Annotated in this window: 22 protein-coding genes and 1 pseudogene; 17 read left to right on the top strand and 6 right to left on the bottom strand. The window is 71.3% G+C overall.

What is annotated here, in order from left to right; genetic code table 11:
* Window positions 1-39: 39 nt before the first annotated feature.
* Window positions 40-1,332 carry a cytochrome P450 gene (locus AC07AL_RS28245; RefSeq protein WP_478318658.1) on the top strand — a complete coding sequence of 431 codons (1,293 nt, stop codon included), beginning with the start codon at window positions 40-42 and terminating at the stop codon, window positions 1,330-1,332.
* Between the two features lie 273 nt (window positions 1,333-1,605).
* Here the strand turns inward: AC07AL_RS28245 and AC07AL_RS28240 are convergent, their stop codons facing one another.
* Window positions 1,606-2,217 (bottom strand): TetR/AcrR family transcriptional regulator, encoded by a 612-nt coding sequence (locus AC07AL_RS28240; protein WP_478318656.1) that lies wholly within the window; start codon window positions 2,215-2,217, stop codon window positions 1,606-1,608.
* A 138-nt stretch (window positions 2,218-2,355) separates the two neighbouring features.
* Here AC07AL_RS28240 and AC07AL_RS28235 point away from each other — a divergent pair, with 138 nt between their 5' ends.
* The 5 genes and pseudogenes from AC07AL_RS28235 (at window position 2,356) to AC07AL_RS28215 (ending at window position 6,755) form a co-directional block, all read left to right on the top strand.
* Window positions 2,356-3,537 carry an FAD-dependent monooxygenase gene (locus AC07AL_RS28235; protein ID WP_400987652.1) on the top strand — a complete coding sequence of 394 codons (1,182 nt, stop codon included), beginning with the start codon at window positions 2,356-2,358 and terminating at the stop codon, window positions 3,535-3,537.
* A 46-nt stretch (window positions 3,538-3,583) separates the two neighbouring features.
* Window positions 3,584-3,856 (top strand): annotated as a pseudogene (locus tag AC07AL_RS28230) (ISL3 family transposase); the annotation flags it as partial.
* A gap of 207 nt (window positions 3,857-4,063) precedes the next feature.
* Window positions 4,064-4,717 carry a hypothetical protein gene (locus AC07AL_RS28225; protein WP_478318654.1) on the top strand — a complete coding sequence of 218 codons (654 nt, stop codon included), beginning with the start codon at window positions 4,064-4,066 and terminating at the stop codon, window positions 4,715-4,717.
* Window positions 4,603-5,271, top strand: coding sequence for an ATP-binding protein (locus AC07AL_RS28220; protein WP_478318685.1), 669 nt, complete (start codon window positions 4,603-4,605; stop codon window positions 5,269-5,271). The genes AC07AL_RS28225 and AC07AL_RS28220 overlap by 115 nt, the downstream gene beginning before the upstream one ends.
* Window positions 5,272-5,537: 266 nt before the next feature.
* A complete protein-coding gene (locus AC07AL_RS28215; RefSeq protein WP_478318652.1) occupies window positions 5,538-6,755 on the top strand; it encodes an alpha/beta hydrolase family protein in 1,218 nt (405 codons plus the stop codon).
* A 28-nt stretch (window positions 6,756-6,783) separates the two neighbouring features.
* On the opposite strand, the gene AC07AL_RS28210 is transcribed toward AC07AL_RS28215, so the two are convergent.
* Window positions 6,784-6,936 (bottom strand): hypothetical protein, encoded by a 153-nt coding sequence (locus AC07AL_RS28210; RefSeq protein WP_363587930.1) that lies wholly within the window; start codon window positions 6,934-6,936, stop codon window positions 6,784-6,786.
* Window positions 6,937-7,114: 178 nt separating this feature from the next.
* Here AC07AL_RS28210 and AC07AL_RS28205 point away from each other — a divergent pair, with 178 nt between their 5' ends.
* Together AC07AL_RS28205 and AC07AL_RS28200 are read left to right on the top strand one after the other, a co-directional pair.
* On the top strand, window positions 7,115-8,362 hold the full coding sequence (locus AC07AL_RS28205) for a sensor histidine kinase (RefSeq protein ID WP_478318650.1): 1,248 nt from the start codon (window positions 7,115-7,117) through the stop codon (window positions 8,360-8,362).
* Entirely contained in the window at window positions 8,350-9,000 is a 651-nt protein-coding gene (locus AC07AL_RS28200; RefSeq protein ID WP_400808616.1) for a response regulator, read from the top strand. Before AC07AL_RS28205 ends, AC07AL_RS28200 begins: the two co-directional genes overlap by 13 nt.
* A gap of 410 nt (window positions 9,001-9,410) precedes the next feature.
* Here AC07AL_RS28200 and AC07AL_RS28195 read toward each other — a convergent pair whose 3' ends face one another.
* The gene (locus AC07AL_RS28195; protein WP_400987646.1) at window positions 9,411-11,693 is read right to left on the bottom strand and encodes a S9 family peptidase; all 2,283 of its coding nucleotides are present in this window, start codon (window positions 11,691-11,693) and stop codon (window positions 9,411-9,413) included.
* An 89-nt stretch (window positions 11,694-11,782) separates the two neighbouring features.
* Here AC07AL_RS28195 and AC07AL_RS28190 point away from each other — a divergent pair, with 89 nt between their 5' ends.
* The gene (locus AC07AL_RS28190; protein WP_363587922.1) at window positions 11,783-12,451 is read left to right on the top strand and encodes a TetR/AcrR family transcriptional regulator; all 669 of its coding nucleotides are present in this window, start codon (window positions 11,783-11,785) and stop codon (window positions 12,449-12,451) included.
* Between the two features lie 462 nt (window positions 12,452-12,913).
* Here AC07AL_RS28190 and AC07AL_RS28185 read toward each other — a convergent pair whose 3' ends face one another.
* The gene (locus AC07AL_RS28185; RefSeq protein WP_478318647.1) at window positions 12,914-13,147 is read right to left on the bottom strand and encodes a hypothetical protein; all 234 of its coding nucleotides are present in this window, start codon (window positions 13,145-13,147) and stop codon (window positions 12,914-12,916) included.
* 455 nt (window positions 13,148-13,602) lie between these two features.
* Between AC07AL_RS28185 and AC07AL_RS28180 the strand changes: the two genes are divergently transcribed.
* Both AC07AL_RS28180 and AC07AL_RS28175 read left to right on the top strand, forming a co-directional pair.
* A complete protein-coding gene (locus tag AC07AL_RS28180) occupies window positions 13,603-14,148 on the top strand; it encodes an NUDIX hydrolase (RefSeq protein ID WP_400808604.1) in 546 nt (181 codons plus the stop codon).
* A 70-nt stretch (window positions 14,149-14,218) separates the two neighbouring features.
* Window positions 14,219-14,473, top strand: a complete 255-nt coding sequence (locus AC07AL_RS28175) for a hypothetical protein (protein WP_400808602.1) — start codon at window positions 14,219-14,221, stop codon at window positions 14,471-14,473.
* A 247-nt stretch (window positions 14,474-14,720) separates the two neighbouring features.
* Here the strand turns inward: AC07AL_RS28175 and AC07AL_RS28170 are convergent, their stop codons facing one another.
* Complete coding sequence (locus AC07AL_RS28170) at window positions 14,721-15,137, bottom strand: ML domain-containing protein (protein ID WP_478318645.1); 417 nt, start codon at window positions 15,135-15,137, stop codon at window positions 14,721-14,723.
* Window positions 15,138-15,733: 596 nt separating this feature from the next.
* Between AC07AL_RS28170 and AC07AL_RS28165 the strand changes: the two genes are divergently transcribed.
* The 3 genes from AC07AL_RS28165 (at window position 15,734) to AC07AL_RS28155 (ending at window position 19,056) form a co-directional block, all read left to right on the top strand.
* Window positions 15,734-16,366, top strand: coding sequence for an RNA polymerase sigma factor (locus AC07AL_RS28165; protein WP_478318643.1), 633 nt, complete (start codon window positions 15,734-15,736; stop codon window positions 16,364-16,366).
* Entirely contained in the window at window positions 16,363-17,190 is an 828-nt protein-coding gene (locus tag AC07AL_RS28160; RefSeq protein ID WP_363587908.1) for a hypothetical protein, read from the top strand. Before AC07AL_RS28165 ends, AC07AL_RS28160 begins: the two co-directional genes overlap by 4 nt.
* A 387-nt stretch (window positions 17,191-17,577) precedes the next feature.
* Window positions 17,578-19,056, top strand: a complete 1,479-nt coding sequence (locus tag AC07AL_RS28155) for a purine-cytosine permease family protein (protein WP_363587906.1) — start codon at window positions 17,578-17,580, stop codon at window positions 19,054-19,056.
* A gap of 145 nt (window positions 19,057-19,201) precedes the next feature.
* Here AC07AL_RS28155 and AC07AL_RS28150 read toward each other — a convergent pair whose 3' ends face one another.
* Window positions 19,202-19,792 (bottom strand): TetR/AcrR family transcriptional regulator, encoded by a 591-nt coding sequence (locus AC07AL_RS28150; RefSeq protein ID WP_400987640.1) that lies wholly within the window; start codon window positions 19,790-19,792, stop codon window positions 19,202-19,204.
* Window positions 19,793-19,973: 181 nt separating this feature from the next.
* On the opposite strand from AC07AL_RS28150, the gene AC07AL_RS28145 reads away from it, so the two are divergent.
* The 3 genes from AC07AL_RS28145 to AC07AL_RS28135 all read left to right on the top strand — a co-directional run bounded on the left by AC07AL_RS28145 (window position 19,974) and on the right by AC07AL_RS28135 (window position 22,840).
* On the top strand, window positions 19,974-20,705 hold the full coding sequence (locus AC07AL_RS28145) for an SDR family oxidoreductase (protein ID WP_363587902.1): 732 nt from the start codon (window positions 19,974-19,976) through the stop codon (window positions 20,703-20,705).
* A gap of 92 nt (window positions 20,706-20,797) precedes the next feature.
* Complete coding sequence (locus tag AC07AL_RS28140) at window positions 20,798-21,724, top strand: LysR family transcriptional regulator (protein WP_363587900.1); 927 nt, start codon at window positions 20,798-20,800, stop codon at window positions 21,722-21,724.
* A 204-nt stretch (window positions 21,725-21,928) separates the two neighbouring features.
* A complete protein-coding gene (locus AC07AL_RS28135; RefSeq protein WP_400987638.1) occupies window positions 21,929-22,840 on the top strand; it encodes an MBL fold metallo-hydrolase in 912 nt (303 codons plus the stop codon).
* Window positions 22,841-22,988 lie beyond the last annotated feature (148 nt).

Raw genomic sequence — 22,988 nt, 5'->3', positions numbered from 1 at the left:
GCACGCGATCACCTCGCACGCGACCAGGGAGCACCGCCAGTGAGCAGCTCACCGCCGCAACCCGCCGCCGACCCGCCCGCCATCGACCTGCCCCTCCCGCCGCCGGGCACCATGGGCCCGCCCACGCAGTACGGGTGGCTGCGCCGGGAGTGCCCGCTCACGGAGGTCCGGCTGCCGATCGGCGCCACCGCCTGGTACGCCACCCGCTACGAGGACGTCCGGAACCTGATCGCGGACCCCCGGCTGATCCGGCCGACCATCAACGACTGGCCGCCCCGACCTGACCGGGCCGCCGACGACGACGAGCCGGGCCTGATCACGATGATGGAACTGAACGGCCCCCGCCACGGGGCCCTGCGCCGCGCTCTGGCCGAGCCGTTCAGCGTCCGCTCCGTCCGGCGCCGGCTGCCGCGGCTGCGCCGGTCGGCCGATGGGCTGCTGGACGACTTCACGGCCGCCGGGCAGCCCGGCGACCTGGTCGGCGGCTTCCTGGAGCCCTTCCCGCTGCTGGCCATGTGCGAGCTGGTGGGCATCCCCTACGAGGACCGCGGGTACTTCCTGCCCAGGGCGGACGCCGCCCTCGGGGCGATGGTCACCCTGGACGAGGGCCGCGAGGTCACCTCCGAACTGCGCGAGTACATCGCGTCACTGCTCGACCGCAAGCGGCGCGAGCCCGCCGACGACGTCCTCACCGGGCTGGTCCACGCGTGCGGGCCCGGCACCCTGGACGGAGAGAGCGCGGTGACCTTCGGGCTCTCGATGCTGGTCGCCGGCTACCGCACGAGCACCATGTTCCTGGCCGACGCCGTGGTGGCCCTGCTGGCCGCGCCCGACCGGTACGCCCGGCTCCGCGACGACCGCGGCCTCATACCCGGCGCGGTGGAGGAACTCCTGCGGTACGTACCGGTCATGAACGGCGTCGTGGTCCTCCAGGCCGTCGAGGACATCGAGTTGCACGGCCGCAGGATCCGCGCGGGCGACGCCGTTCTGCCCGTCCTCGCCTCGGCCAACCGCGACGAGCGGGTGTTCACCGACGCCGACCGGCTCGACCTGTGCCGGGCGGAGAACCCGCACCTCGCCTTCGGCCGGGGTGCACACAACTGCATCGGCGCGCACCTGGCCCGGGCCCAGATGGCCGTGGGACTGGAAGCCCTGCTCGACCGCTTCCCGCGACTGCGCCTCGCCGAAGGACAGGAACCCGCCTGGGACGACGAATCCCCGAGCAAGTCACCGCTCACCCTCCCCGTCAGCTGGCACGTCACCACCGCTGCCGCTCAAGGGGTCGGCGATCCACCGGAACGACCGCGAAGCCACCGGCCCCCACCGCCGTGACGACACCGCCGAGCGTTGCCCTCACCGCCGTGGTCTGCGGCATCACCCAGTCAGAGTAGAAGATCGCAAGGAGCCCATCGAGCTTGGGCTCGACGGCGACCTCCCGACCGGGCCGGTCCGGGATCATCTCCAGTGCCATTCGCACCCCCGCACCCCTCTGCCGTTCATTCAGCTCATGGGACTCGATCGAAGATCCTCGCCTCACGCTAGCCCTTGGGCCGCTGCCGCGGTTCAGGAATCTTGTGTCCGCGACGGTCGATCGGTCCCGGCCGGTCAGGCCCGGTCGAGCAGTCCCCGGTCGAGCAGTGCGGCGAGGTAGCGTGCGACCTCGCCGCGCAGTTCCTCCGGTGTCGGCACGTGCCAGTGCCCGCTTCCCGCTGCGCCGTTGAACAGCAGCCCGTCGCACCAGCGGATCAGCCGTCGGGCGTCGGCCACGGGGTCGGCCGAGCCGCTCTGCGCCAGCAGGGCGGCAGCGGTGTCGGTGAAGCGCGCACCCAGCCGGTCGTAGCCGGCGCGCAGTTCGGGCCGGCGGGTGGCTTCCAGGGCGAGTTCGAGGCGGGCCAGCGTGAGGCTGCGCCCGGTGGTGAGCGCCTCGTGCAGCAACTCGGCCACTCCCTGGGCGAGCAGGTTGCGCGGGCAGGCGTCCGGCGGGGGCCCGCCGGCCATGAGCGGGTGGCCTCCGGCCTCGCGTTCGACGATGCGGGTGAGGGCGAGGTCGAGCAGGGCGGCCCTGGTCCGGGCGAGGTTCGAGGTCGAGCCGGCGGGCAGTCCGGCCTCCTCGTCCACTGCGCGGTGGGTCAGCCCGCGCAGGCCGCGCTCGGCGATCAGGGCGATGGCGGCGTCGGCGATCAGCGTCGGGCGCGGCGGTGTCATGGATCCGATCACGGCCTCTCTCCTCAGGGGGTCTCGACCCGGGGCGGGCCCGAACCCCATTCACGTCAACACTAGCCCATCCCAACTACAGGTGTAGTACGGTGCGGGAAGTGGTCACTACAGCCGTAGTGTCGGGAGAGGGGTTCACTCATGGACGCGTATCAGGCGATCGTCATCGGCGGCGGCATCGGCGGACTCTCCGCCGCCCTCGCCCTCCACCGCCAGGGCATCCCCGTGACCGTCCACGAGCGCGCCGCCTCGCTCGAACCCGTCGGCGCCGGACTCGCCCTCGCCCCCAACGCCCTACGCGCCCTCGACCGGCTCGGCGTCGGCGAACGCCTGCGCGCCCTCGCCACCGCACATCCCGCCATCGGCCTGCGCCACCCCTCCGGACGCTGGCTCGCCCGCACCGACACCGCCACCTTCGAGGCCCGCTTCGGCGAGACGATCACCGCCGTCGCCCGCGCCGACGTCATCGCCGCCCTGGTCGACGCCCTTCCGGACGGCACCGTCCGCACCAACTCGCCCGCCGCCCTCGTCACCCCCGGAGGCACCACCGAACCAGCCGTCGTCTCGACCCCCGACGGGAACCGGCCCGCCGCCCTGGTGGTCGCCGCCGACGGCCTCCGCTCCGCCACCCGCGCGCAGCTCTTCCCGCAGCACCCCGGCCCCCGCTACAGCGGCTTCACCACCTGGCGCACCATCGTGTCCCCCACCCGCCGGCCGGATGCCGTGGGCGAGGTCTGGGGACGCGGACAGCTCGCCGGCGTCGTCCCGCTCGCCGACGGCCGGGTCTACGTGTACGGCGCCGCCCTCGCCCCGGCCGGCGCCCGCGCCGCCGACGGCGACGAGAAGGCCGAGCTCCTGCGCAGGTACGGCACCTGGTGCGCGCCCGTGCCCCAACTCCTCGCGCTCGCGGAACCCGGGCGCGTCCTGCGCCACGACGTCTGGGACCTCTCCGACCCCCTGCCCGCCTACCACCAGGGCCGGGTCGCCCTCCTCGGCGACGCCGCCCACGCCATGTGCCCCTTCCAGGGCCAGGGCGCCTGCCAGGCCGTCGAGGACGCCGTCGTCCTCGCCTCCGCCCTGACCCCCGCCGCGGACCCGGCCACCAGCCTCCCCGCCTACACCGCCGCACGCCTCCCGCGCACCACCGCCATCGTCACCGGCTCCCGCCGCATCGGCGGCCTCGTCGCCCTCCGCACCCCCGCCGCCACCCGCCTGCGCGACGCCGCCCTCACCCTCGCCGGCCTCCTCCCGGCCCGCACCCTGCTCAACCGCTCCGCCCGGACGTACAACTGGCAGCCCCCGGCCCTCGACGCGACCGCCTGAGCACGGATCGCCCTCCACTGCCCGGGGTCGGCCGTCCGTACCGGGAGATTGTCCGGTGCCGTGCCCGATGTACGGACGGCCGACGGGGCAGGTGCACGCCTTCCACGGGCGGGTGGTCGCGGACGTGCCGGTGGACGGGCGGCAGGTCGTCGCAGCCGTGCGGGTCCGGCGCACGGTCTGCCCGGGCCGGGGCTGCCCGCGGCAGACGTTCCGCGAGCAGCTTCCCGGCCTGATCGAGCGCTATCAGCAGCGCACGCGCCGTCTCGCCGACCAACTTCGACTCGCTGGCCGGCCGTCGCGCCGGCCGGGCCGTCGGCTACCCGCGGTTCGAGAAGAAGGGCCGGGCCCGGGCAGAGAAGGTGGGTGTTTTTACCGGGGTGAAATAGAGCCACGGCTTCGGGGTGAATGGGAGCCAGGGGTTCTCCGGTGAGATCGGGAGCCAACCGATGTGATGGTGTGGAGCATGCCGCTTTCGGAGTAATCGTGGAGGCTTGCGCCGTCTGGCCGTCACGCTGTGCTGGAGCCGGTGAAGGGCTCTATCGACGCGATGCTGCGCGAGGACCTGGACGCTCCGGCGAAGCAGAAGCACACGATCCCGCGGATCATGGAGCGTCTGGCTGCGGAGCACGACTTCGAGTTGGCCCGTTCGACCACGGTCTGGGACTACGTGTCCAAGCGACGCCCGCAGATCCGCGCGGAGGCTCTGGAGGGCCGGCGGCATCTCGATGGCATGGTGCCGCAGGCGAAGAGGCCGTGCGAGGAGGCGGAGGTCGCCTTCGCGGACTTCTGGCTGGACCTGGCCGGGCAGCGGCGCAAGTGCGTGCTGTTCACGCTGCGGCTTTCCTACTCGGGCAAGGCGGTGCACCGGGTCTACGCGACAGCGTCCCAGGAGGCGTTCCTGGAAGGCCACGTCGAGGCGTTCACCGTGCTGGGCGGGGTGCCGTCGGTGCACATCCGCTACGACAACTTGAAGCCGGCGGTCAAGCAGGTGCTGTTCGGCCGCTCCAGGCTGGAGTCAGCGCGGTGGGCGTCGTTCAAGTCCTGGTACCAGTTCTCCGCGTTCTACTGTGCGCCCGGCGAGGACGGTGCCCACGAGAAGGGCGGGGGGAGCACGAGGGCGGGCGGTTCCGCCGCAAACACCTGGTCCCGCCGCCTGCGGTCGACTCGCAGGCGGAGCTGAACGAGCGTCTAGCCGCGATCGACTTCTCCAAGAACCCGAACATCACCCCCGAGGTCGTCGCGGACCTGAAGTCCCCGACCTGGGTCCGCGAAGGCCGGCCTCTGGTGTTGATCGGCGACTCCGGCACCGGCAAGTCCCACCTGCTGATCGGCATCGGCACCGCCATCGCCGAGACCGGCCTGTCGGTGCGCTACACCACCACCAGCGCGCTGGTGAACGAGCTCGCCGAAGCCGACGCCAGCCGCCGCCTGTCCTCTGTCATCGCCCGCTACAGCAAGATCGACCTTTTGTGCCTGGACGAGTTCGGCTACCTCAACCTTGACCGCAAGGGAGCCAAACTGCTGTTCCAGATCTTCACCGAGCGTGAGGAGCGCAAGGCCACCGCGGTCGCCACGAACTCACCCTTCACCGGATGGGACAAGACCTTCGGCGACGCCCGCCTCTGCGCGGCCATCGCCGACCGGATCACCTTCCGCTGCACCCTGATCCAGACCGGCACCGAGTCCTACCGCTACCAGGCCACCCAGGAATCCCTCTTCCCAGCCAAGAACTGACGCACTGTTGGACGAATCTCTGCGTGAGCACGTAGGCGGGGTCGGCGTCACCGGGGGTGGACATGAGAGTGGGCAGGGGCTGGGTGGGCAGCGGTCGACAACATCGCCTGACAGTCCCTCATCGCCGCCTTCACCCAGGAGAACGGCATCGTCGACGCGCCTCTCTTGTCCGACTACAGAATCAGCAACCGTGGCACTGGTGCCACCATGGATTCGGGTGCCAGGCTCATGGCAGACCCCCGTCGAGGTGTCCTAGCGTCGATCCCATGAAACGCAATCGCCGTATCAGCGCTGTCGCGGTGCTGACGCTCGCCGCCCTCATCACCGGAACCGGCGCCGGGTTCGCCGCCACGACCACACCGTCGGCCACACCGGTGGCCACGCACGCGTTCGACACCGCACCGGCCACGGCCACGGCCACGGCCACCGCGTCCACGCCGTCCTTCCACGGCACGCTCCCCGCGCCGACCGGCCCCTACGCCGCCGGCGAGGACATCATCCACCTCACCGACACGAGCCGCCTCGACCCGTGGGTGCCGTCGTCCGGCCCCCGCCAACTGACCGTCACGATGGTCTACCCGGCCGTCCCCGGGACCGGGACTCCGGCCCCTTACATGACCCTCGCCGAGGCAGCCGGAATCACCGAGCGCCGGAAGATACCGGCGAGCTACGGCGTCACCCCGCAGACCCTTTCCAGCGTCACCACTCACGCCTTCGACGGCGCGCGGCCGCAACGCGGCAAGCATCCGCTGGTGGTCCTCTCAGCCGCGGCCGAGAACCCGCGCATGATGCTCACCTCGCTCGCGACCGACCTGGCCAGTCAGGGCTACGTCGTCGCGCTCATCGGCCACACCTACGAGGACAGCGGCGAGACGCTGGCGAACGGCCAGACGCCGCCGTGCGCGATCTGCGATCACCCGGAAACGATCGACTTCGACGCCGAAGCTGTCAGCCGCGGGCGGGACGTGTCCTTCGTGATCGACCAGTTGACGCACGGCAACACCGCGTGGCGCCTGGCACACCTCATCGACAAGCACGAGATCGGCATGGCCGGACACTCCCTCGGCGGAGCGGCGGCGGCCGCCACGATGATCGCCGACCCGCGAGTACGGGCCGGAGTGGACATGGACGGCGCCTTCCACCCGGTCCCGATGCCCGGCCAGATCAACCGGCCCTTCCTCATGCTGGGTAGCGACGGCCACACGCCCGGCAGCGGCGACGGCATCGCGGGGCGGGCCTGGGCCGCCCTCGGCGGCTACAAGAAGTGGCTGACGGTCGTCGGCGCCGACCACTTCAGCTTCTCCGACCTGGACGTGCTTCAGGAGCAGGCCGGGCTCCCGACGGGGCCCCTCTCCCCGGAACGCGGGGTGGCGATCACCCGCGAGTACGTGACGGCGTTCTTCGACCAGACGCTGAAGGGGATCCACAGTCCGCTGCTGGACGGCCCCTCGCCGAACAATCCGGAAGTAGCCTTCCAGTCCTAGTCCAGCGCCGCGTTGATCCTTCGGGGGTTCATGCGGCTTTGAGCGGGCTGCCGTCGTAGGTCCGGCGGTAGGGCTTGGCGTCGTGTTCGTCGTAGGCCAAGACGAAGGTGTCGATGGCCTCGGCCAGTTCGTCGCGGGAGGCGAACTGGCGCTGATCACCAGCGCGTTCGCACCGGGGCATAGTGCCTGTTCCACCGGGCCCGCTCTACCTGCCGGCGGCCAGCAGAAGCCGACCTACCGACCCGAGATCCTGTCCGCCCACAGGCCAAGATCAAGATCTACAGCTGGTACTAGGTTCACCATGAGATCGGGTACAGGTTTCATGGCACGGTCCTCCTGCGGTGCCCTAGCGTCGTGCCATGACGATTCCAGCTCGACTGAGACGCACGGTCCTCCGGGCGCGGCGGGACACCTGCTTTCTTGCCGCTGGTGTGCTGCCGCACCTGGCGCTGGTGCCCGTGTGGGCCTGGGCGGCGGCGACTACCGCCAGGACGGGGAACTGGCTCCTTACGGTTTCCATGTCGGCCGCCCTGGTCCTGCTCGGAACCCCGGTGCTGACGGCCGTTCAGCGGGCTCGCTACCGGGTGCTCATCGGTGTGGACGTCCCCCGGCTCACCCCCACCGCGCCGGAACAATGGACGTGGGCCTCGACCGCCCGGTGGCTCGCGGCGACGCGGCCTTGGCGCAAGATCGGCTACCACCTCCTGCTGGGCCCGCTGCTCGCGCTGCTGGAGCTGCTGGTGCTCGCGGTGGCAGCGGCGTGCCTGGCGGGCGTCATCGCCTACGCCTGGTCATGGGCGCTGCCAACCGGAATCCGCCAGGACTGGTTCGGCTACCTGACCCAGCTGCCGGCCTACACAGCGGCTGGACTCCTCCTCCTGTGCGCCCTGCCCTGGACCGCGCGGGCAGTAGCCCGGGCCGAGGCGCGGCTGGCGTTGGGCCTGCTCGGGCCCAGCCGGGCGCAGCGGCTCCAGGAGCGGGTCGATCAGCTGGCCGTGAGCCGGACCGACTTGATCGAGGCCGTCGACGCGGAGCGCCGCCGGATCGAGCGCGACCTGCACGACGGCACCCAGCAGCGGTTGGTGTCTCTCGCGGTCAACCTGGGTCTGGCCCTTGCCACCCGCCCGGACCTGCCGAGTGATGACCGCGAGGTGATCGCGAGAGCGCACCTGGAGGCGAAGGAGGCGATCGCCGAACTCAATGATCTGGTGCGGGGGCTGCACCCGGCCGTGCTCGAAGACCGAGGTCTGGACGCGGCGTTGTCCGGGCTGGCTGCCCGCACGCCCCTGCCGGTGCGGCTGCGGGTCAATCTGGAGGAGCGGGTGGCGCCCAGCGTGGAGTCGGTCGCGTACTTCGTGATCTCTGAGGCGCTGACCAATGCGACGAAGCACGCCAACGCGATGCACGCGGAGGTGATAGTCCGTCAGGTCGGCGAGGTGCTGCGAGTGCGCGTTACCGACGACGGGCTGGGCGGTGCCGACGCCGCCGCCGGCACGGGGCTGACCGGGCTGGCCAAGCGGGTCGGCTCCCTCGACGGGGCCTTCCACGTCAGCAGCCCCGTTGGCGGGCCCACCACCGTCACCGCGGAGCTGCCGTGCGCGCGGTGATCGCCGAGGATTCGGTGTTGTTGCGGGTCGGCCTGATCAAGGTGCTGGAGATGGGCGGGTTCCAGGTCGCCGCCGAAGCCGGCGATGCGGAGGGGCTGTTGGCGGCGGTGGCGGAGCACCGGCCCGAACTCGCCTTGATCGATGTCCGGATGCCGCCCGGCTTCACCGACGAGGGGGTGCGGGCGGCGATGGAGATCCGTCGGCGCTGGCCGGGGACGGCGGTGGTGCTGCTTTCGCAGTACGTGGAGGAGCGGTACGCGGCTGACCTGCTGTCTGCGAACACCAGCGGTGTGGGCTACCTGCTCAAGCAGCGGGTTGCCGATGTCGCCGACTTCGTGGCGGCGGTCCGGCGAGTGGCGGACGGGGGCACGGCCCTGGACCCGCAGGTCGTCGCCCAGTTGCTGCTGCGGCGCGACAGCGACCCGCTCGCGCGGCTGACCCCCCGCGAACGGGAGGTGCTCGGCCTGATGGCCGAGGGGCGCTCCAATGCCGGCATCGCGCAGGCGCTGGTGGTCAGCGAGAGCGCCGTGGCGAAGCACATCAACAACATCTTCGCCAAGCTCGACCTGCCCGTGGTCGACGCGGACCACCGCCGCGTCCTGGCCGTGCTGCGGTTCCTCGGAACGTCCCGGGCCTGACCGTCCCATCCGTGATCACGATCTACGGCTGGAGTACTAACCCCAGAAGAACGAATCTCACTGTCCAATTTGCTGCCACAGCCGGAAGGGCTGGACCCCACGGGTCCAGCCCTTCCGCATATCCAGGGTGAGGCCCCGGCCGCGACTTGTCAGGGAGGCGACCTGGGCCCGCAATCACACCCTACCGACGCCACCACCCCCCATGGACACTCCAGCCGGGCCCAACAGGTCACCCGATCAGTGGCTCCCAATCTCGCCGGAACGGCTCCCGAATTCGCCGAAGAACACCCACCGGGGTCGAGTACATCACCGCCACGAATGGCCTACACCTGGCTCCCGTTCACACCGGAGCAGTGGCTCCCATATGACCCGACAAAATCAAGGTGGGCATGGGGAAGGTCCTTTCCACGTCAGCTGAAGAGGACTTCGAGCCGTTCCAGGGAGAGCGGGACGTCCGCCAGTCGGTAGCCGGCCGGCGGTTCGCGGTGCATGAGGTGGCGCACCAGGTAGTCCCAGCGGCGGCGGGCGACGTAGCCGTTGCGGCCGAGGAAGCTGTGCTCGACGCCGGGGACTATCAGCAGGTCGAAGTCCTTGTTCGCGTCGATCAGCGCGTCGACCAGCCGCATCGTCAGATGCGGTGTCACGTTGTCGTCCATGTCGCCGTGGACGAGCAGTAGTTTGCCGACCAGGTTCCCGGCCAGCTCGGTGTTGGACAGCCGGGCCCCGGCGTCCGGGTCGAACGGTCCGTCGTAGGTCTCGGCCCACAGCGCGTGGTAGTGGCGGTTGTCGTGGTTGCCGGCCTCGGCCACGCCGACCTTGTAGAAGTCGGGGAACGCCAGGAGGGCGCGGGCGGTGGTGAACCCCCCGCCGGAGAGGCCGAAGACACCGACCCGGTCCAGGTCCAGCCACGGACGCGTTTCCGCGAGTTGGCGCAGCGCCGCGACATGGTCTTCGAGTGCGCCCGCGCTGCCCATGTTGCGGTGGGCGTGATCGTGGAAGGCCTTGTCCCGGCCGGGCGTTCCGCGGCCGTCGACGGCCAGCACCGCGAAGCCCAGCGCCGCCACCGCCTCGGCGTCGTAGCCGTAGGCGCCCGGGTCGAAGGAGGCCGCCACCCGGTGGGTCTGCGGGCCCGGGTAGGGGTGGTCGATCACCGGGTAGCGCTGCGCGGCGTCGAAGCCGTGGGGCTTGTAGAGGACGCCGTAGATCTCGGTGACGCCGTCGGCGGCCAGGGTCCTGACCCGCTCCGGCGGCGTCCAGCCGGCGGCCAGCAGCGGTGTGATGTCGGCCTGTTCCAGCTCGACCAGCACGGCTCCGCCCCGGTCACGCACGGTGATCCTCGGTGGGGTGTCGACGGTCGACGCGGAGTCGACGAACCAGCGGCCGTGTTCCGGCGCGGTGATCACGTGGTCCAGATCGTCGTCGGTGAGCTTGGCGGTCCCGCCGCCGTCCAGGCCGACCCGGAGCAGCGACCGTCGGTACGGGTCGGCCTGGACCAGTCCTGAGACGACGACGTACGCGGCCCGTTCCGCCTCGTCGACGTGCACGATCTCCTGCACCGCGAACGGCCCTCGGGTGAGCTGTTCGACCAGCGCCCCGTCCTCGTAGCGGTACAGGTGCCCCCAGCCGTCTCGCTGGGAGTACCACAGCGTCTCGCGGCCGCCGGCGAGCACGTGCACGATCGGCTTCTGGGCGACCTCCTGCGCGGCCTCCACCCGCGTGTCGCCGTGCTCCTCGACCAGGGTGCGCACCTCGCCGGTCGCCGGGTCGAGTGCGTGCAGCCGCAGCGTCCGGAGGTCACGGGGCTGATCCAGGTAGTAGACGGCCGCGCTGTCCTTGGCCCACCACGCCTTCTTCAGCGTGACAGGTGACAGGTAGGGCAGCAGGAACGGGTCGGTCCTGGCGGGTGTCGCGGTCCGGGACGCGATGTCGAAGACGATCCACTCGCCGCGGGCCATCGGCTCGCCGGGGACCGGGTAGTGGTAGCTGCGCAGGCGCGGCCGGCCGCCGTCCGGCGGGACGGCTTCGACCAGGTGCATCAGGGCGACATCGCTCTGGTCGGTGCGGTGGGTGAGGACGCGCGCCGAGTCCGGCGACCACAGCAGCGCCGGCGGCATGTCCGCAAGACCGAGCTTGCCGAGCAGGTGCGTGGGGACCGCCGCGTCGGGTTGGGCCGCGTAGCTGCGATCCGCGGTGCCGTCGGCGGTGAGCGCGAACTCCTCGCCCGTCTCGACCGAACGCACCCACAGGTCGTGGTCGCGGAGGAACGCCGCCCACTTCTTGTCCGGCGAGACGACTTCCAGCGGTGAGGGTTGGACGTGCTTCTCGTCCCGCGCGCACCGGTAGTCGGCCAGCCGGCAGGTCCAGCGCGCGTCGAACGCGTCGAACGCGACCGTCCCGTCCGCCAACTCGATCGCCCGGAACGGCAGCGCGTACGGCTGGACCGGCTGGCCGGCGGCGGACGCCAGCGCGGCGGCGAGCCGTTCGGGGTCGAACGCCGGCCCCCGGGTCCCGGCGGCGGGGTCGACCAGCACGAACTCGCCGCCCCGCTCGGTCTCGACCCGGTACCAGAACCTCTCGCCGCCGCCGATCCAGACGGGCTTCGCCTTGGCCCGCAGGGCGAGCCGGGACCGGTTGTGCAGCAGCATCCGCTCAGCTCGGTCGTAGGCAGTGGCGGGGAGTGCATGTGTGGACATCCGACCTCCTGGAATCAGTCTCGATCCAGGAACAGTACAGCGTACGGTACAGTAATGGAACTGCGGTCCCGAACGAATCAGGAACCCCGATGCCATCGCCCAGGCGCAAGACAACGCCCGCTCGCGCACCCCGCGGCACCCTCAGCCCCGAGGCCATCGTCCACGCGGCGATCGAACTGATCGACCGCGACGGACTGGACGCGGTGACCATCCGTCGGCTCGCCGACCAACTGGGCGTCCGCCCGATGTCGCTCTACACGCACTTCCGCGACAAGGACGCGATCCTCCTCGCCGTCACCGCGGAGCTGCTGAGCCGATTCCGGTGGCCCGACCCCGGCCTCGACGACGTCGAATGGCTCCGGCAGGTGATGCACGCCTACTTCGAACTGTTCATCACGCACCCTGTCCTCCTGCAGATCAACACCCCCTCCGACGGAGTCGGCGAGATCGAGGCCCGCATGTCCGAGCAGATCTACGCCCGCCTGGAGCGACTGCGGGTCGACCACCGGACGGCGATCGGCCTGCTGGCCACGCTGATCCGCTTCGTCCTCGGCTGCGCCACGCTCTACCCCGTCCGCCGGGCCTGGGACGAGGACCCGCAGCACTGGGAACGGGTCCGCCAACAGTGGGCCCGCCTCCCGGCCGAGGTGTACCCGGCGATGCACGCCACCACCGTCGACTTCCCGACCTTCACCCAACGGGACGTCTTCGAGTTCGGCCTCGACGCCATCCTCGCCTCGCTCCCACGATCGCCCTGACGGCCCTGCGCTCGCACAGCTACGGCGAAGTGACAAGTAGCTCTCTGTAGCGTGCGACACGAGGTCGCACCATGTAAGGAAGGCCGGCCACGTGAGGGAGGTGTCGATCGGCTGAACTTCGGGCCAGTGTCCAAGGCCCGTCCCCGTGCTCCCATGCGTCGCTGGTAACGGCGGGGTGTGAAGCGGAGCGTTCAAGCTCAAGGGTGCCCTGGCCATCGGGACGCTACAGGCGAGGGGAAGGCCGGACGGGCGAACGAAAGTGAACCCCTGATGATGCCCCGTCAAGCTGAAGTCGCGCGATGGCAGGAAAGCGGCGGCTGAAGGACCCGGTGCTGCAAGGCACCAGGCGACCTCCAGTTAGCTCAGGCTGGAGGGTGGACACCGTCGGTCCCGGGGTAGAGGGGGCGCCCACCCCGGCCGCGTCTTTCTGGTGCGGAACCGGTTGCCGGGCTCCTGGGGCGGTCACCGTACGGCGGCGTAGCGCATGTCGGTGAGGGCGGAGGCGGCGTGCAGCTCGCGCAGTGCGAAGTCGCGCACCGCCCGGCCGCCTGCTGTCCGGTCCCAGTGCTCCAGCACGCTGGTGCGCTCGGTGATCGCGGTGACATCGCCCCTGCGCAGGCGGGAGAGTGGCCGGGCGGGTGGCAGCATGGCGGCCAGTGCGACCGCGAGAACGTCTCGGCGGTTCGAGGAACTCACCTCATCGTGGTGATCGTGGTGGTGGACTTGCTTGGCGACCCAGGCCCAGCTCGGCCGCTGTCCCCGCTCCCAGGACCAGGCAGAGGGCTTGCCGGTAGTGCTCGTGCGGCCAGGTGATGAGGCCACGTTCTATGCGCGAGACGTAGCCGGCGTCAAACGACGATTCCCGCTCGGTCGCCTCTTCGACCAGCCCTCGCACCCGCTCGGCGACCTGGCGCTGTGTCAGATTCCGGGAGAGCCGCGCGCGCCTGAACAGCGCGTTCACCATGACGCTCCACCCCCAACTCTCGGTTCAGGGAGACGATTCAGCGTATCGGCCAAGCCATGGACTGCCCACTGAAATGCCCTCGCACTGTCACCCGATCCGGTGGTCTCCTGGACATGCCCCACCCGCCGTCAGGAACCGGCGGCGGAAAGGGCAACCCGCACCCGGCCAGAGTCGTACAGTCCTGGCCATGACGACCGACATCACCACCGCGTCGTGGCGCGAGATCGAACGCACCACCGTCTTCAGCAAGTTCGGCCGATCCGTCGACCGTGTCGACTTCGAACTGCCCGACGGCAGGAAAGAGGAGTTCTACCTCAAGAGCGAGCGCCCGGCCGGCGCGGTGCTCGCCCTCACCCCCGACCAGCGCGTCATCCTCGCCCGCCAGTACCGGCCCGGCCCCGGCCGCGTGCTGTTCGAACTGCCCGGCGGCTTCATCGAACCCGGGGAGCAAGCGGCCGACGCCGTCGCCCGGGAACTGCTGGAGGAGACCGGCTACCAGGGCGAGGTCCAGGTGGTCGGGCCGTACTGGCACGACGCCTACTCCGACACCCGCCGCTTCGTCTTCGTCGCCACCGGCTGCACCAAGGTCGCCGAACCGACCCCAGAACGCACCGAGTTCATCGACGTCGCCACCCTCGCCTTGGCCCAGTTCCGCACCCGCGTGCTCCGCACGGGCGAGATGACCGACACCGCCGCGGCCTACCTCGCCCTGGACCACCTCCGGCTCCTGTAACCCGGGGGACACGGCGGGGCGGGCAGGTCGGCGACCTCGCGCTCACCCGCCCACCCCCGGGAGGACACCCGTGACCGAACGGAGCACCACCGACACCACCGCCCCGTACTACAGCAGCACGCTCGTCTCGCTGCCCGCCCACGCCGTCGCCCTGGTCCTGAAGGTGGCCCGGGACCTGCTGCCCCACCTCGAGCACTCCATCACCTCGATCGCCAAGATGCTCGGCGTCAGCCCCGGCACCCTCTACAACCACATCCTCGACCTGCGCGAACTGCGCGCCGGCCGCACCGGCATCCCTGCCCAGCTCGAAGCGAGCACCCGGTGATCCCCGGCGAGCACCGACGAGCACCGGCTCAAGGGCGGCGCGCCGCTGCTCGGCGCCGAGGCCCACGGCGAGCCCGGCCCGTTCGGCACCTGGACCGACGAGCGCGACCAGGAGCACGACGACGGGTCGGCCGACCGGTCCGAAGACGAGCTGCGGTGCTGGCGGCGGTGCGACCTTGGCGCGTGGCCGCCCGCCACACGGGGCGTGTGGCGGGCGGTGTTCGGGACCGGTTCGGCGGGCGTACGGGCTACCGGCGGCGGAAGTCGATGCGCAGGTTGAGGTCCATGAAGTCCTTCTCCTCCCCGCCCCCGGTGTACGACTGGAGGTAGATCCGGACGTCCCCCATCGGGACCTCCCGGGGAAGCGTGAAGGTCCAGGTCTGCTTCCACTTCCCGGCGGGCGGCCGGGTGGCCCCCTCCAACTCCGCCCCCAGCATCTTCAGCACCTCGGGCAGCGTGGCCGTGTTCCGCAGCAGCGTCACGAGCCCCAGCTTCACCTGGACCTGGCACTGCACCTGGGTCAGATCGACCTGCTCCTTGAGTCGGCCGGCCATCTCCCACCGCAGTTCCTTCCCCGGTTCGGGAGAGGAGGGCGTCAGGGTGATGTCCTGGATTTCGAGGACGTAGGAGTCGTCACTGCGGTCTTCGATCAGATCGGTAAGCATGGACCAAGCGTACTCATGCAACTACTCTCCGCGTCCAACATTCGATGATCAGACACAGTCGGAGGCCCCGGCCAGGACCGAAGCGCCGGGCGTCAAAAGTTCTGACAGCAACCCGGACTTTCCGTTCCCACCGGGGCCCCTTCACCACCAGGCCGCCTCGCTCGAACCGATGCTCACACTGCTGCGGATCGGATCCGGACGCTCGGGAAGATGCTTGCCGAGGCCGAGCATCGCGGACACCGGCGCATGATCCGGCTGCCGACCCGCCCGGCGCGCGGGGTGATCACCTTCGCCGGGGCGACCTATCGGATTGACATGCGGTTCTGCTCGGGGCGGTGCCGGTCCCGGGCGTATCGTCTGCGCGCCGCTCGCCGGGCGAGGCTCGCAGCGTGACGTGAAGCCGTTGCGCTACCGACGGTATGACGCCTCTACGTCACGCTATTGGCCCCGAAAGGCGATTACGGAGAGTTGCGATCGTCACTCCGGGCTACTTGTCACTTCGCCGTAGCTGTGCGAGCTCGGAGCCGTGACGCAGGTCATAGGAACCCGGGCGGGCGGGGCACCAGATAGGGGGCGTGGACTCTTCAGATCGAGAAGTGCGCGCGAGGGTGCGGGCCGGTGACCGGGACGCGTTCGGCCGGCTCTTCGACACGTATGCGCGCGCGGTGTACAACCACGTGTTCCGGCTCACCGGGGACTGGTCGACGGCGGAGGACGTGATGTCGTTGACGTTCCTGGAGGCCTGGCGCCGGCACGACCGGGTCGAGGCGGAGGGCGGGTCGCTGCGGCCCTGGCTGCTGGGCATCGCCACCAAGCTGGTCAGCAACCAGCGTCGGGCCGCCCGGCGGCACTGGCAAGTACTGGCGCAGCTCCCGCCGGCCCGCGAGGACGTTCCCGACTTCGCGCAGGAGGTGGCCGGGCGGATCGACGACGCGGCGCGGATCGCGGTCCTGCAGCAGTCGCTGGCGCGGTTGCGCCGCCCGGACCGTGAGGTGCTGGCCCTGTGCGTGTGGGCGGGCCTGGACTACCAGGAGGCCGCCGAGGCCCTGGGCGTACCGGTGGGCACCGTACGCTCACGCCTGTCCCGGGCCCGGACCCGGCTGCACCGTCTCGCAGAGACGGCCCAGCGCCGGGCGCAGCGGAAAAAAGTGGAACCCGGCCGTGGCCGGAACCAGATCCAGGGTGGGTCCGCGAGTGCGGCCCCGTCCCCGAAGGAGGTACACCAGTGAACGCCGGACAGCGGCCGGAGCCGGTCGAGCGCGCGGAACTGCTCGGGCAGGTGCCCGTGCCGGCCGAGCGCGACCTCCCCGCAGGACGCCACGCCCTACACCGGGAGCGCCTGATGCGCCAGATCGACCTCGACACCTCCACCCCCACCACGGCCCCCACCCCGGCCCCGGCCCCCGCCAGGCCGCGCTTTCGGCGGCGGCTGACCGTCACCCTCGCCGGTGCGCTCGTCGTGGGTACGGCCGTGGCCGTGGCCGTGGCGCAGTCCTCGCGGGGCGGCGTCAGCGGGCCGCTGAGCTCTGCGGAACTGGCCAGCTGGACCGGCGTCCCGACACCGCTGGCCGCTTCGACCGGCCCGGGCGCCACCGCCGAGAAGTGGTGCCTGGACCGGATGGCCGGCGGCCCGGGCGCCGGGGCACCCGTCAAGATCACCAACGCGGACCTGCGGGGCAAGGTCGCCTCCATGGTCGTCAACCGCGGCGGCAAGACCATGCTCTGCTACGTCGCCTCGGAGACCAGCGGCCTGTGGGAGGCGATCGACCCGGTGAAGAACGTGGCGGCCGATGCGGTCACGTACGACACGGGCGGCTCCCACGGTGACGGGGACGCCATGTTCAACTACGCGCAGGGCTCCGTGGGGGCCGGTGTGAAGGCGATCACCATGCAGGTCGCCGGACGCACCTTCCAGGTCACCGTGGCGGACGGCCGCTGGACCGCCTGGTGGCCCGGGACCATGTCACACCGCGCCGTCCCCGACACGGTCACCGTCACCCTCGCCGACGGCACCACCCGCGTCGTCAGCGGCAGTTCGCTGTTCGCCAGGTGAGACCCCCGGGTGCGCGCTGAGCGCCTGGATCAGGCGGCGCCTGGTCGGGCCTGCGCGCTCCCGGGCCGGCGGCGCATCCCGGCCGCGATCTCCTCCTCGGCGGCGCCGCGAGCGCGTCGGGCCTGGCCGTGGGCCGGGCCCGCCGTTCGCGGCGTTCGAGGCGTTCGCGGCATTTCCGGTGTTCAAGGCGGTCAAGGCGTTCACGGCGTCTGCGGCGTTTGCGGAGGGGGCGCGGGCGGGGGTGGCGCCCTCCCCTCCGATACCGGGCCGACCTGGAACCGAAGCGGACAAAGTAGGATGGCTCAACTCCCGCGCTACGCGCGAAGAGTTCCATAAATGCCCCATTTGTTCGATTTATCTCCGCTTCACACGCACGGAGCCACCCTCATGGACAACCCGTCGAACGCCGAGACCGGCGGCGCGATAGAAACCCGCGGCATCGAACCCGTCCCCGACCACGAGCGCGGGGGCAGAGTCCGCGAGCTCTTCCCGACCTGGGTCGCCGCGAACATCAGCGTTCTGCTGCTCACCATGGGCGCCGCCCTGGTGGTGTTCAACCAGTTGAACTTCTGGCAGGTCCTGATCGTCGCGGCGAGCGCCGCGCTCATCTCGTTCGGCCTGGTCGGCGTGCTGTCGGTCTCCGGCAAGTGGGGCGGGGCGCCGGGCGCGACCCTCTCGCGGGCCACCTTCGGGGTGCGCGGCAACCTCTTCCCCGGCGCCGTGCTCTGGATCGCCCGGTTCGGCTGGGAGACGATCAACGCCGTCACCGGCGCCTACGCCGTGCTGACCGTCCTCGACCTGCTCTTCGGCGTCAAGACCAACACCGCGCTGATCGTCATCACGCTCTTCGCCTTCGTCGCCTGCACCTTCCTGGTCTCCGGCATGGGACGTAAGGCGCTGAACGTCTGCAACACCTGGTCGACGTACCTCTTCGGTGTCTTCAGCGTGCTGGTACTGGGCTACCTGGTCGCCACCATGCACTGGAGCGAGGTCTTCGCCAAGCCCGCGGGCACCACCGCGATGATGATCGCCGGCATCGGGACCATCGCCGCCGGCGGCATCAGCTGGGTCCCCACCGGCCCGGACTTCGCCCGCTACCTCCCGCACGCCGCCTCCGGCAGGAAGATCGTCGGCGTGACGGTCTCCGGCGCCGGCCTGGTGATGGTGCCCATGGTGCTCATGGGCGCCGTGATGGCGGTGGCCTCGCCCGGCCTGGCCCAGGCCGCCGACCCGGTCTCCTTCCTCGGCGACCTGCTGCCGACCTGGCTGGCCGTGCCCTACCTGCTGACCGCGATCGTGGGCATGCTGCTGATCAACAGCCTCTCCATGTACTCGGCCGGCTTCACCGCACAGACCATGGGCGTCAAGCTGCCGCGCGCCACGGCCGTCAGCATCAACGCCGTGATCTCACTGGTCGGCGGCCTGCTGCTGATGCTGGTCGCCAAGAGCTTCCTGGGCTCCTTCATCACCTTCCTCATCCTGCTCGCCGTCTCCTTCTCGGCCTGGATCGGCGTCTACGCGGTGGACATGTTCCGGCGCCGCTCACGCGCGGTGCGCTACGACGCCGCCGGGCTCATGGACACCAGCAGGAACAGCCGCTACTGGTACACGGGCGGCTTCTGCTGGCAGGCCATGGTGTCCTGGGTGCTCGCCCTGCTGCTGGGGCTCGCCTTCACCAAGTGCGACTGGTTCGCCGGCCCGCTCTCCGACACCCCGGTCGGCAGGTACGGGCTCGCCTGGGCAGCGACCATCGTGATCTCCGCCGCGATCATGGCAGCACTCCCCGCCCCCCGGGAGAACACCCCCGCCGCCACCGGACAGCCCGCCGACCGCCAGGCGGAGCAGCCCGAACGGGCCGCTGCCTGACCCCGAGGCGCGGCCCACCACCCACCCCGACCCACCCCGACACACCCCGACCGCCCGGTCGCCGCCTCACCCGAGCCGGCGACCGGGCGGTCCCGTTCCGCCGCCACACCCGGGCACCGGCCGAGGTGACGTCCGGGTCCTGTCGTCAGTTACCGGGCGGCTGAGTCGGCGCGGATTTCAGCCCGTCCAGGGTGAGGTCGAGGAGGCGTTCGGCCTGCTCGCGCTGCTCGGGCTTGGCCGAGGTGAGGGCGATTCCGGCGAGGGCGGCGAACATGTCGGTCGCACGGATGTCGGAGCGGATCGTGCCGGCGGCGGCACCGGCCTCCATCAGGGAGTTGAGGGCGCCCTGAATCATCTCGTGGCTGTCGGCGTAGGGGTTGCTGCCCGAGGCGACGACGGCTCGCAGGGCGTCGGCCATGCCGTATTTGGCGGTGGCGTAGTCGATGAAGCGGCGAGTCCACACCCGCAGGGCCTCGGCGGGCGGCATCGTCGCCAGGAGGTCGGAGGCGGCCTCGCACAGCCGGGCCACTTCGTTGCGGTACGCCGCCTCGATCAGCGCCTCTCGGGTCGGGAAGTTGCGGTAGAGCGTGCCCGTTCCCACGCCCGCTTCCCTGGCGATGCGCTCGAAGTGGGCGTCGAGCCCCTCCTCGCTGAACACGCGCACCGCGGCGGCCAGGATCTTGTCCCGGTTCCGCTGCGCGTCGGCCCTCAGCGGGCGCCATGCCTCTCGGGTCATCGGCGGCTCGTTCCCTTCTCCGTTGCTAAGTGGAGGCTCCGCCACTTAACCTGGGCGAAGTGGCGGAGCCTCCACTTTCACTCTAGGGCATGGTCCGACCTGCCCGGACGCCCCCTCTGCTCCGCACTCCACACTCCACACACCGCAATCCGCAATCCGCACTCTGGAAGGACAGGCGAGCATGCCGGGAATCGAAGGCAAGGTCGTGGCGATCACGGGCGCCAGCAGCGGCATCGGCGAGGCGACCGCGCTTCTGCTGGCCGAGCGAGGCGCGAAGGTCGTCCTCGGGGCACGCCGTCCGGAGCGTCTCGCGGCCCTGGCCGCCCGCATCGAACAGGCCGGTGGCGAGGCTGCCTGGATCCGCACGGACGTGACGCGGCGCGAGGACCTCCCCGGCCTCGTCAAGCTGGCATGCGAGCGCTACGGCAAGCTCGACGTCCTCGTCAGCAACGCCGGGATCGGCCTGATCTCCCCCCTCGACGACCTGCGCGTCGAGGACTGGGAGCAGATGATCGACGTCAACCTCAAAGGGGTCCTGTACGGAATCGCCGCGGCCCTTCCCCTCTTCCGGGAGCAGGGATTCGGGCACTTCGTCAACACCGTGTCCACCGCCGGACTGCGCATCGTCCCGCTCCAGTCGGTGTACGCCGCCACCAAGAACGCCGTGCGCACCGTCTCCGAGGGCCTGCGCCAGGAGGCGGGCGCCAACCTGCGCGTGACCGTCGTCTCACCCGGCGCTGTCCGCACCGACTTCGCGGAGCACATGGACCCGGCTGCGAAGGCCCAGATCGACAAGCTGATGGAGATCGCCCTCCCGCCGGCCGCAGTGGCCCGCGCCATCGCCTTCGCCATCGAGCAGCCGGACGGTGTCGACGTCGGCGACATCGTCGTTCGCCCCACCGCCCAGGGATAGGCCCCCCGGGACCGGGTGGGGTGAGCGGTCGGACCGGGGCGCTGGTGCTTGCCGTAGCCTGGCGGTGCCCTGCTCCCGGTTCGGTCGAGGTCATGGAATTTCGTCAGTTGCGGTACTTCGTGGCGGTGGCGGAGGAGTTGCACTTCGGTCGCGCAGCCGAGCGGTTGATGATCGTGCAGTCGGCCGTCAGCCAGCAGATCGGCCGGCTGGAGCGCGAGCTGGGCGTCGAGTTGTTCGACCGCTCGGGGCGCCGCGTGCGGCTGAGTGCCGCGGGGGCGGCGTTCCTGCCCGGCGCCCGTGAGGTGTTGGCGGCCGGACAGCGGGCCCTGGACCTGGTCGGCGGCTTCGTCGCCGAGCGGGAGAGCGTGCTGCGCGTCGGGACGAGCCGGGGAATGGGCGTGCGGTTGGAACGGGTGCTGGAGGCGCTGGAGCGAATCGCGCCCGGCACCCGGGTGGAGTTGGCCTCGGCGGCGCCGGAGGAACGCCTGCGGCGGGTCGCCGACCGGGAGTGGGACGCGGCCTTCGTACGCGGGGAGGTGGCGGCGCCGCAGGGCGTGCGGCTGATCCCGGTGTGGCGGGAGGAACTCGTGGTCGCCCTGCCGGCCCGCCACCCGCTGGCCGGGGCGGACGCGGTCGACCTCGCCCGGCTCTCGGAGCTACCGCTTCACCTGACGGAACGCCGGAGCAACCCGCCGCTGGTCGATCTGGTCACGGCTGCCTGCCGGGACGCCGGGTTCGAGCCCGCGCCCGGACCACCGCACAGCTCGCTCCAGGACACCCTTGCGGCGCTGGGCGCGGGTGTCGCCGGCTGGACGGTGGTGTACGCGGCGCACGCCCACCAACTGCGCGCCGGCCAGGTGGCCTTCCTGCCGGTGCGCTCCCCGGCCGGGGCGCGGAGCGCAGAGGCGGCGCTCTCCCTGCCCACCGTGTTGGCGGTGCACCGAGCCGCCGCCCCCGAGCGCGTGCGCTTCCTGCTGGAGGCCTGTCGGGAGGCGGCGCGCGACGATCGCGATTCGTGATCGTCGCGAACTCGAAGTGCTGCTGGATCGCGAGCTCCAACCGGAGTGAACTGGACACCTGCGGTCACCGCCGCCGACGCGGCCGGTACCGCCGACCACGGTTGCCCACTCGATCCGCGGGCCGTGCCCTGCCCGGCACACCCGCCACCGGGCCGGCGCCGCACCCGGTCCTCCCGGACCGCCAACAGTTCTTAAGGAGCGACCATGACGGACACCACGACGGAACAGGGCACGGACCGGACGCCGTTGGCCGAGCGACTGCGGCGACCGGCGCTGACACGATCACTGCGACTCGGCGACACGAAAGTGACCTACGTGCCGGACGGGGCGGTGGAACTCAGCGCGCGCGGCTGGTTCCCCCGCAGCACGGACGAGGACTGGGCCGCCCACCCCGAGTACCTCGACGACTCCGGCAACCTGGCGGCGGGCATCGGCGCGCTGCTGGTGGAGCACGGCGACCGTGCGCTGCTGATCGACACGGGCTTCGGCCCGCAGTCGATTCCGGCTCAGCCGGGCAATCCGCGCGGGGCCATCCACGGCGGTGCGCTGCTCGACAACCTGGCCGCACTGGGCCGTCCGCCGGCCACGATCGAGGCCGTCGCCATCACCCACCTGCACCTCGACCACATCGGCTGGGCCTGGAACCCCGCCCCGGACCGCGACCTGCCCGCGTTCGCCGGCCGCGACCTCCTGGTCGCCGCACCCGAATGGGCACACCGCCACCTCCTGGCGGCGCGCGGCATCACCGACGAGATTCTCCAGGCCATGGCACCACAGGTGCGCACCGTCCTCGACGGCGACGAGATCTTCCCCGGCGTGCACGTGCTGCTCACCCCCGGTCACACCGCCGGGCACGCGTCCTACGTCATCACCGGGGGCGGCGAGCGGCTGATCGCCTTCGGCGACGCCATGCACTCGCCGGTCCAGGTGGACCACCCCGAATGGTCGGCCGCCGCCGACCTCGACCCCGACCGGGCCGCGCGGGAACGCCGTCGCCTGGTCGCCGAGTTGGCCCGACCGGGCACGATCGGCTTCGGCGTCCATTTCGCGGACGTGGTGTTCGGCCGGGTCCACCTCGACGGGGACGGCCCCGCCTGGCGAGCCGTCGCCGACTGACCGCCCCCGACGGCCCCCGGCTTCGCAGGGTCGGTGTGGAGCCGGCGCTCCGGTCCCGCGAGTCGGGGGGGGGGGGGGGGGGGGGGGGGGGGGGGGGGGGCGGAGGGGGGGGGGGGGGGGGGGGGGGGGGGGGGGGGGGGGGCGCGGG

The sequence above is a fragment of the Kitasatospora sp. NPDC043949 genome (assembly GCF_056435365.1).
The sequence above is the reverse complement of the archived record's forward strand: the minus strand, read 5'-3'. Positions and strand labels throughout refer to the sequence as shown.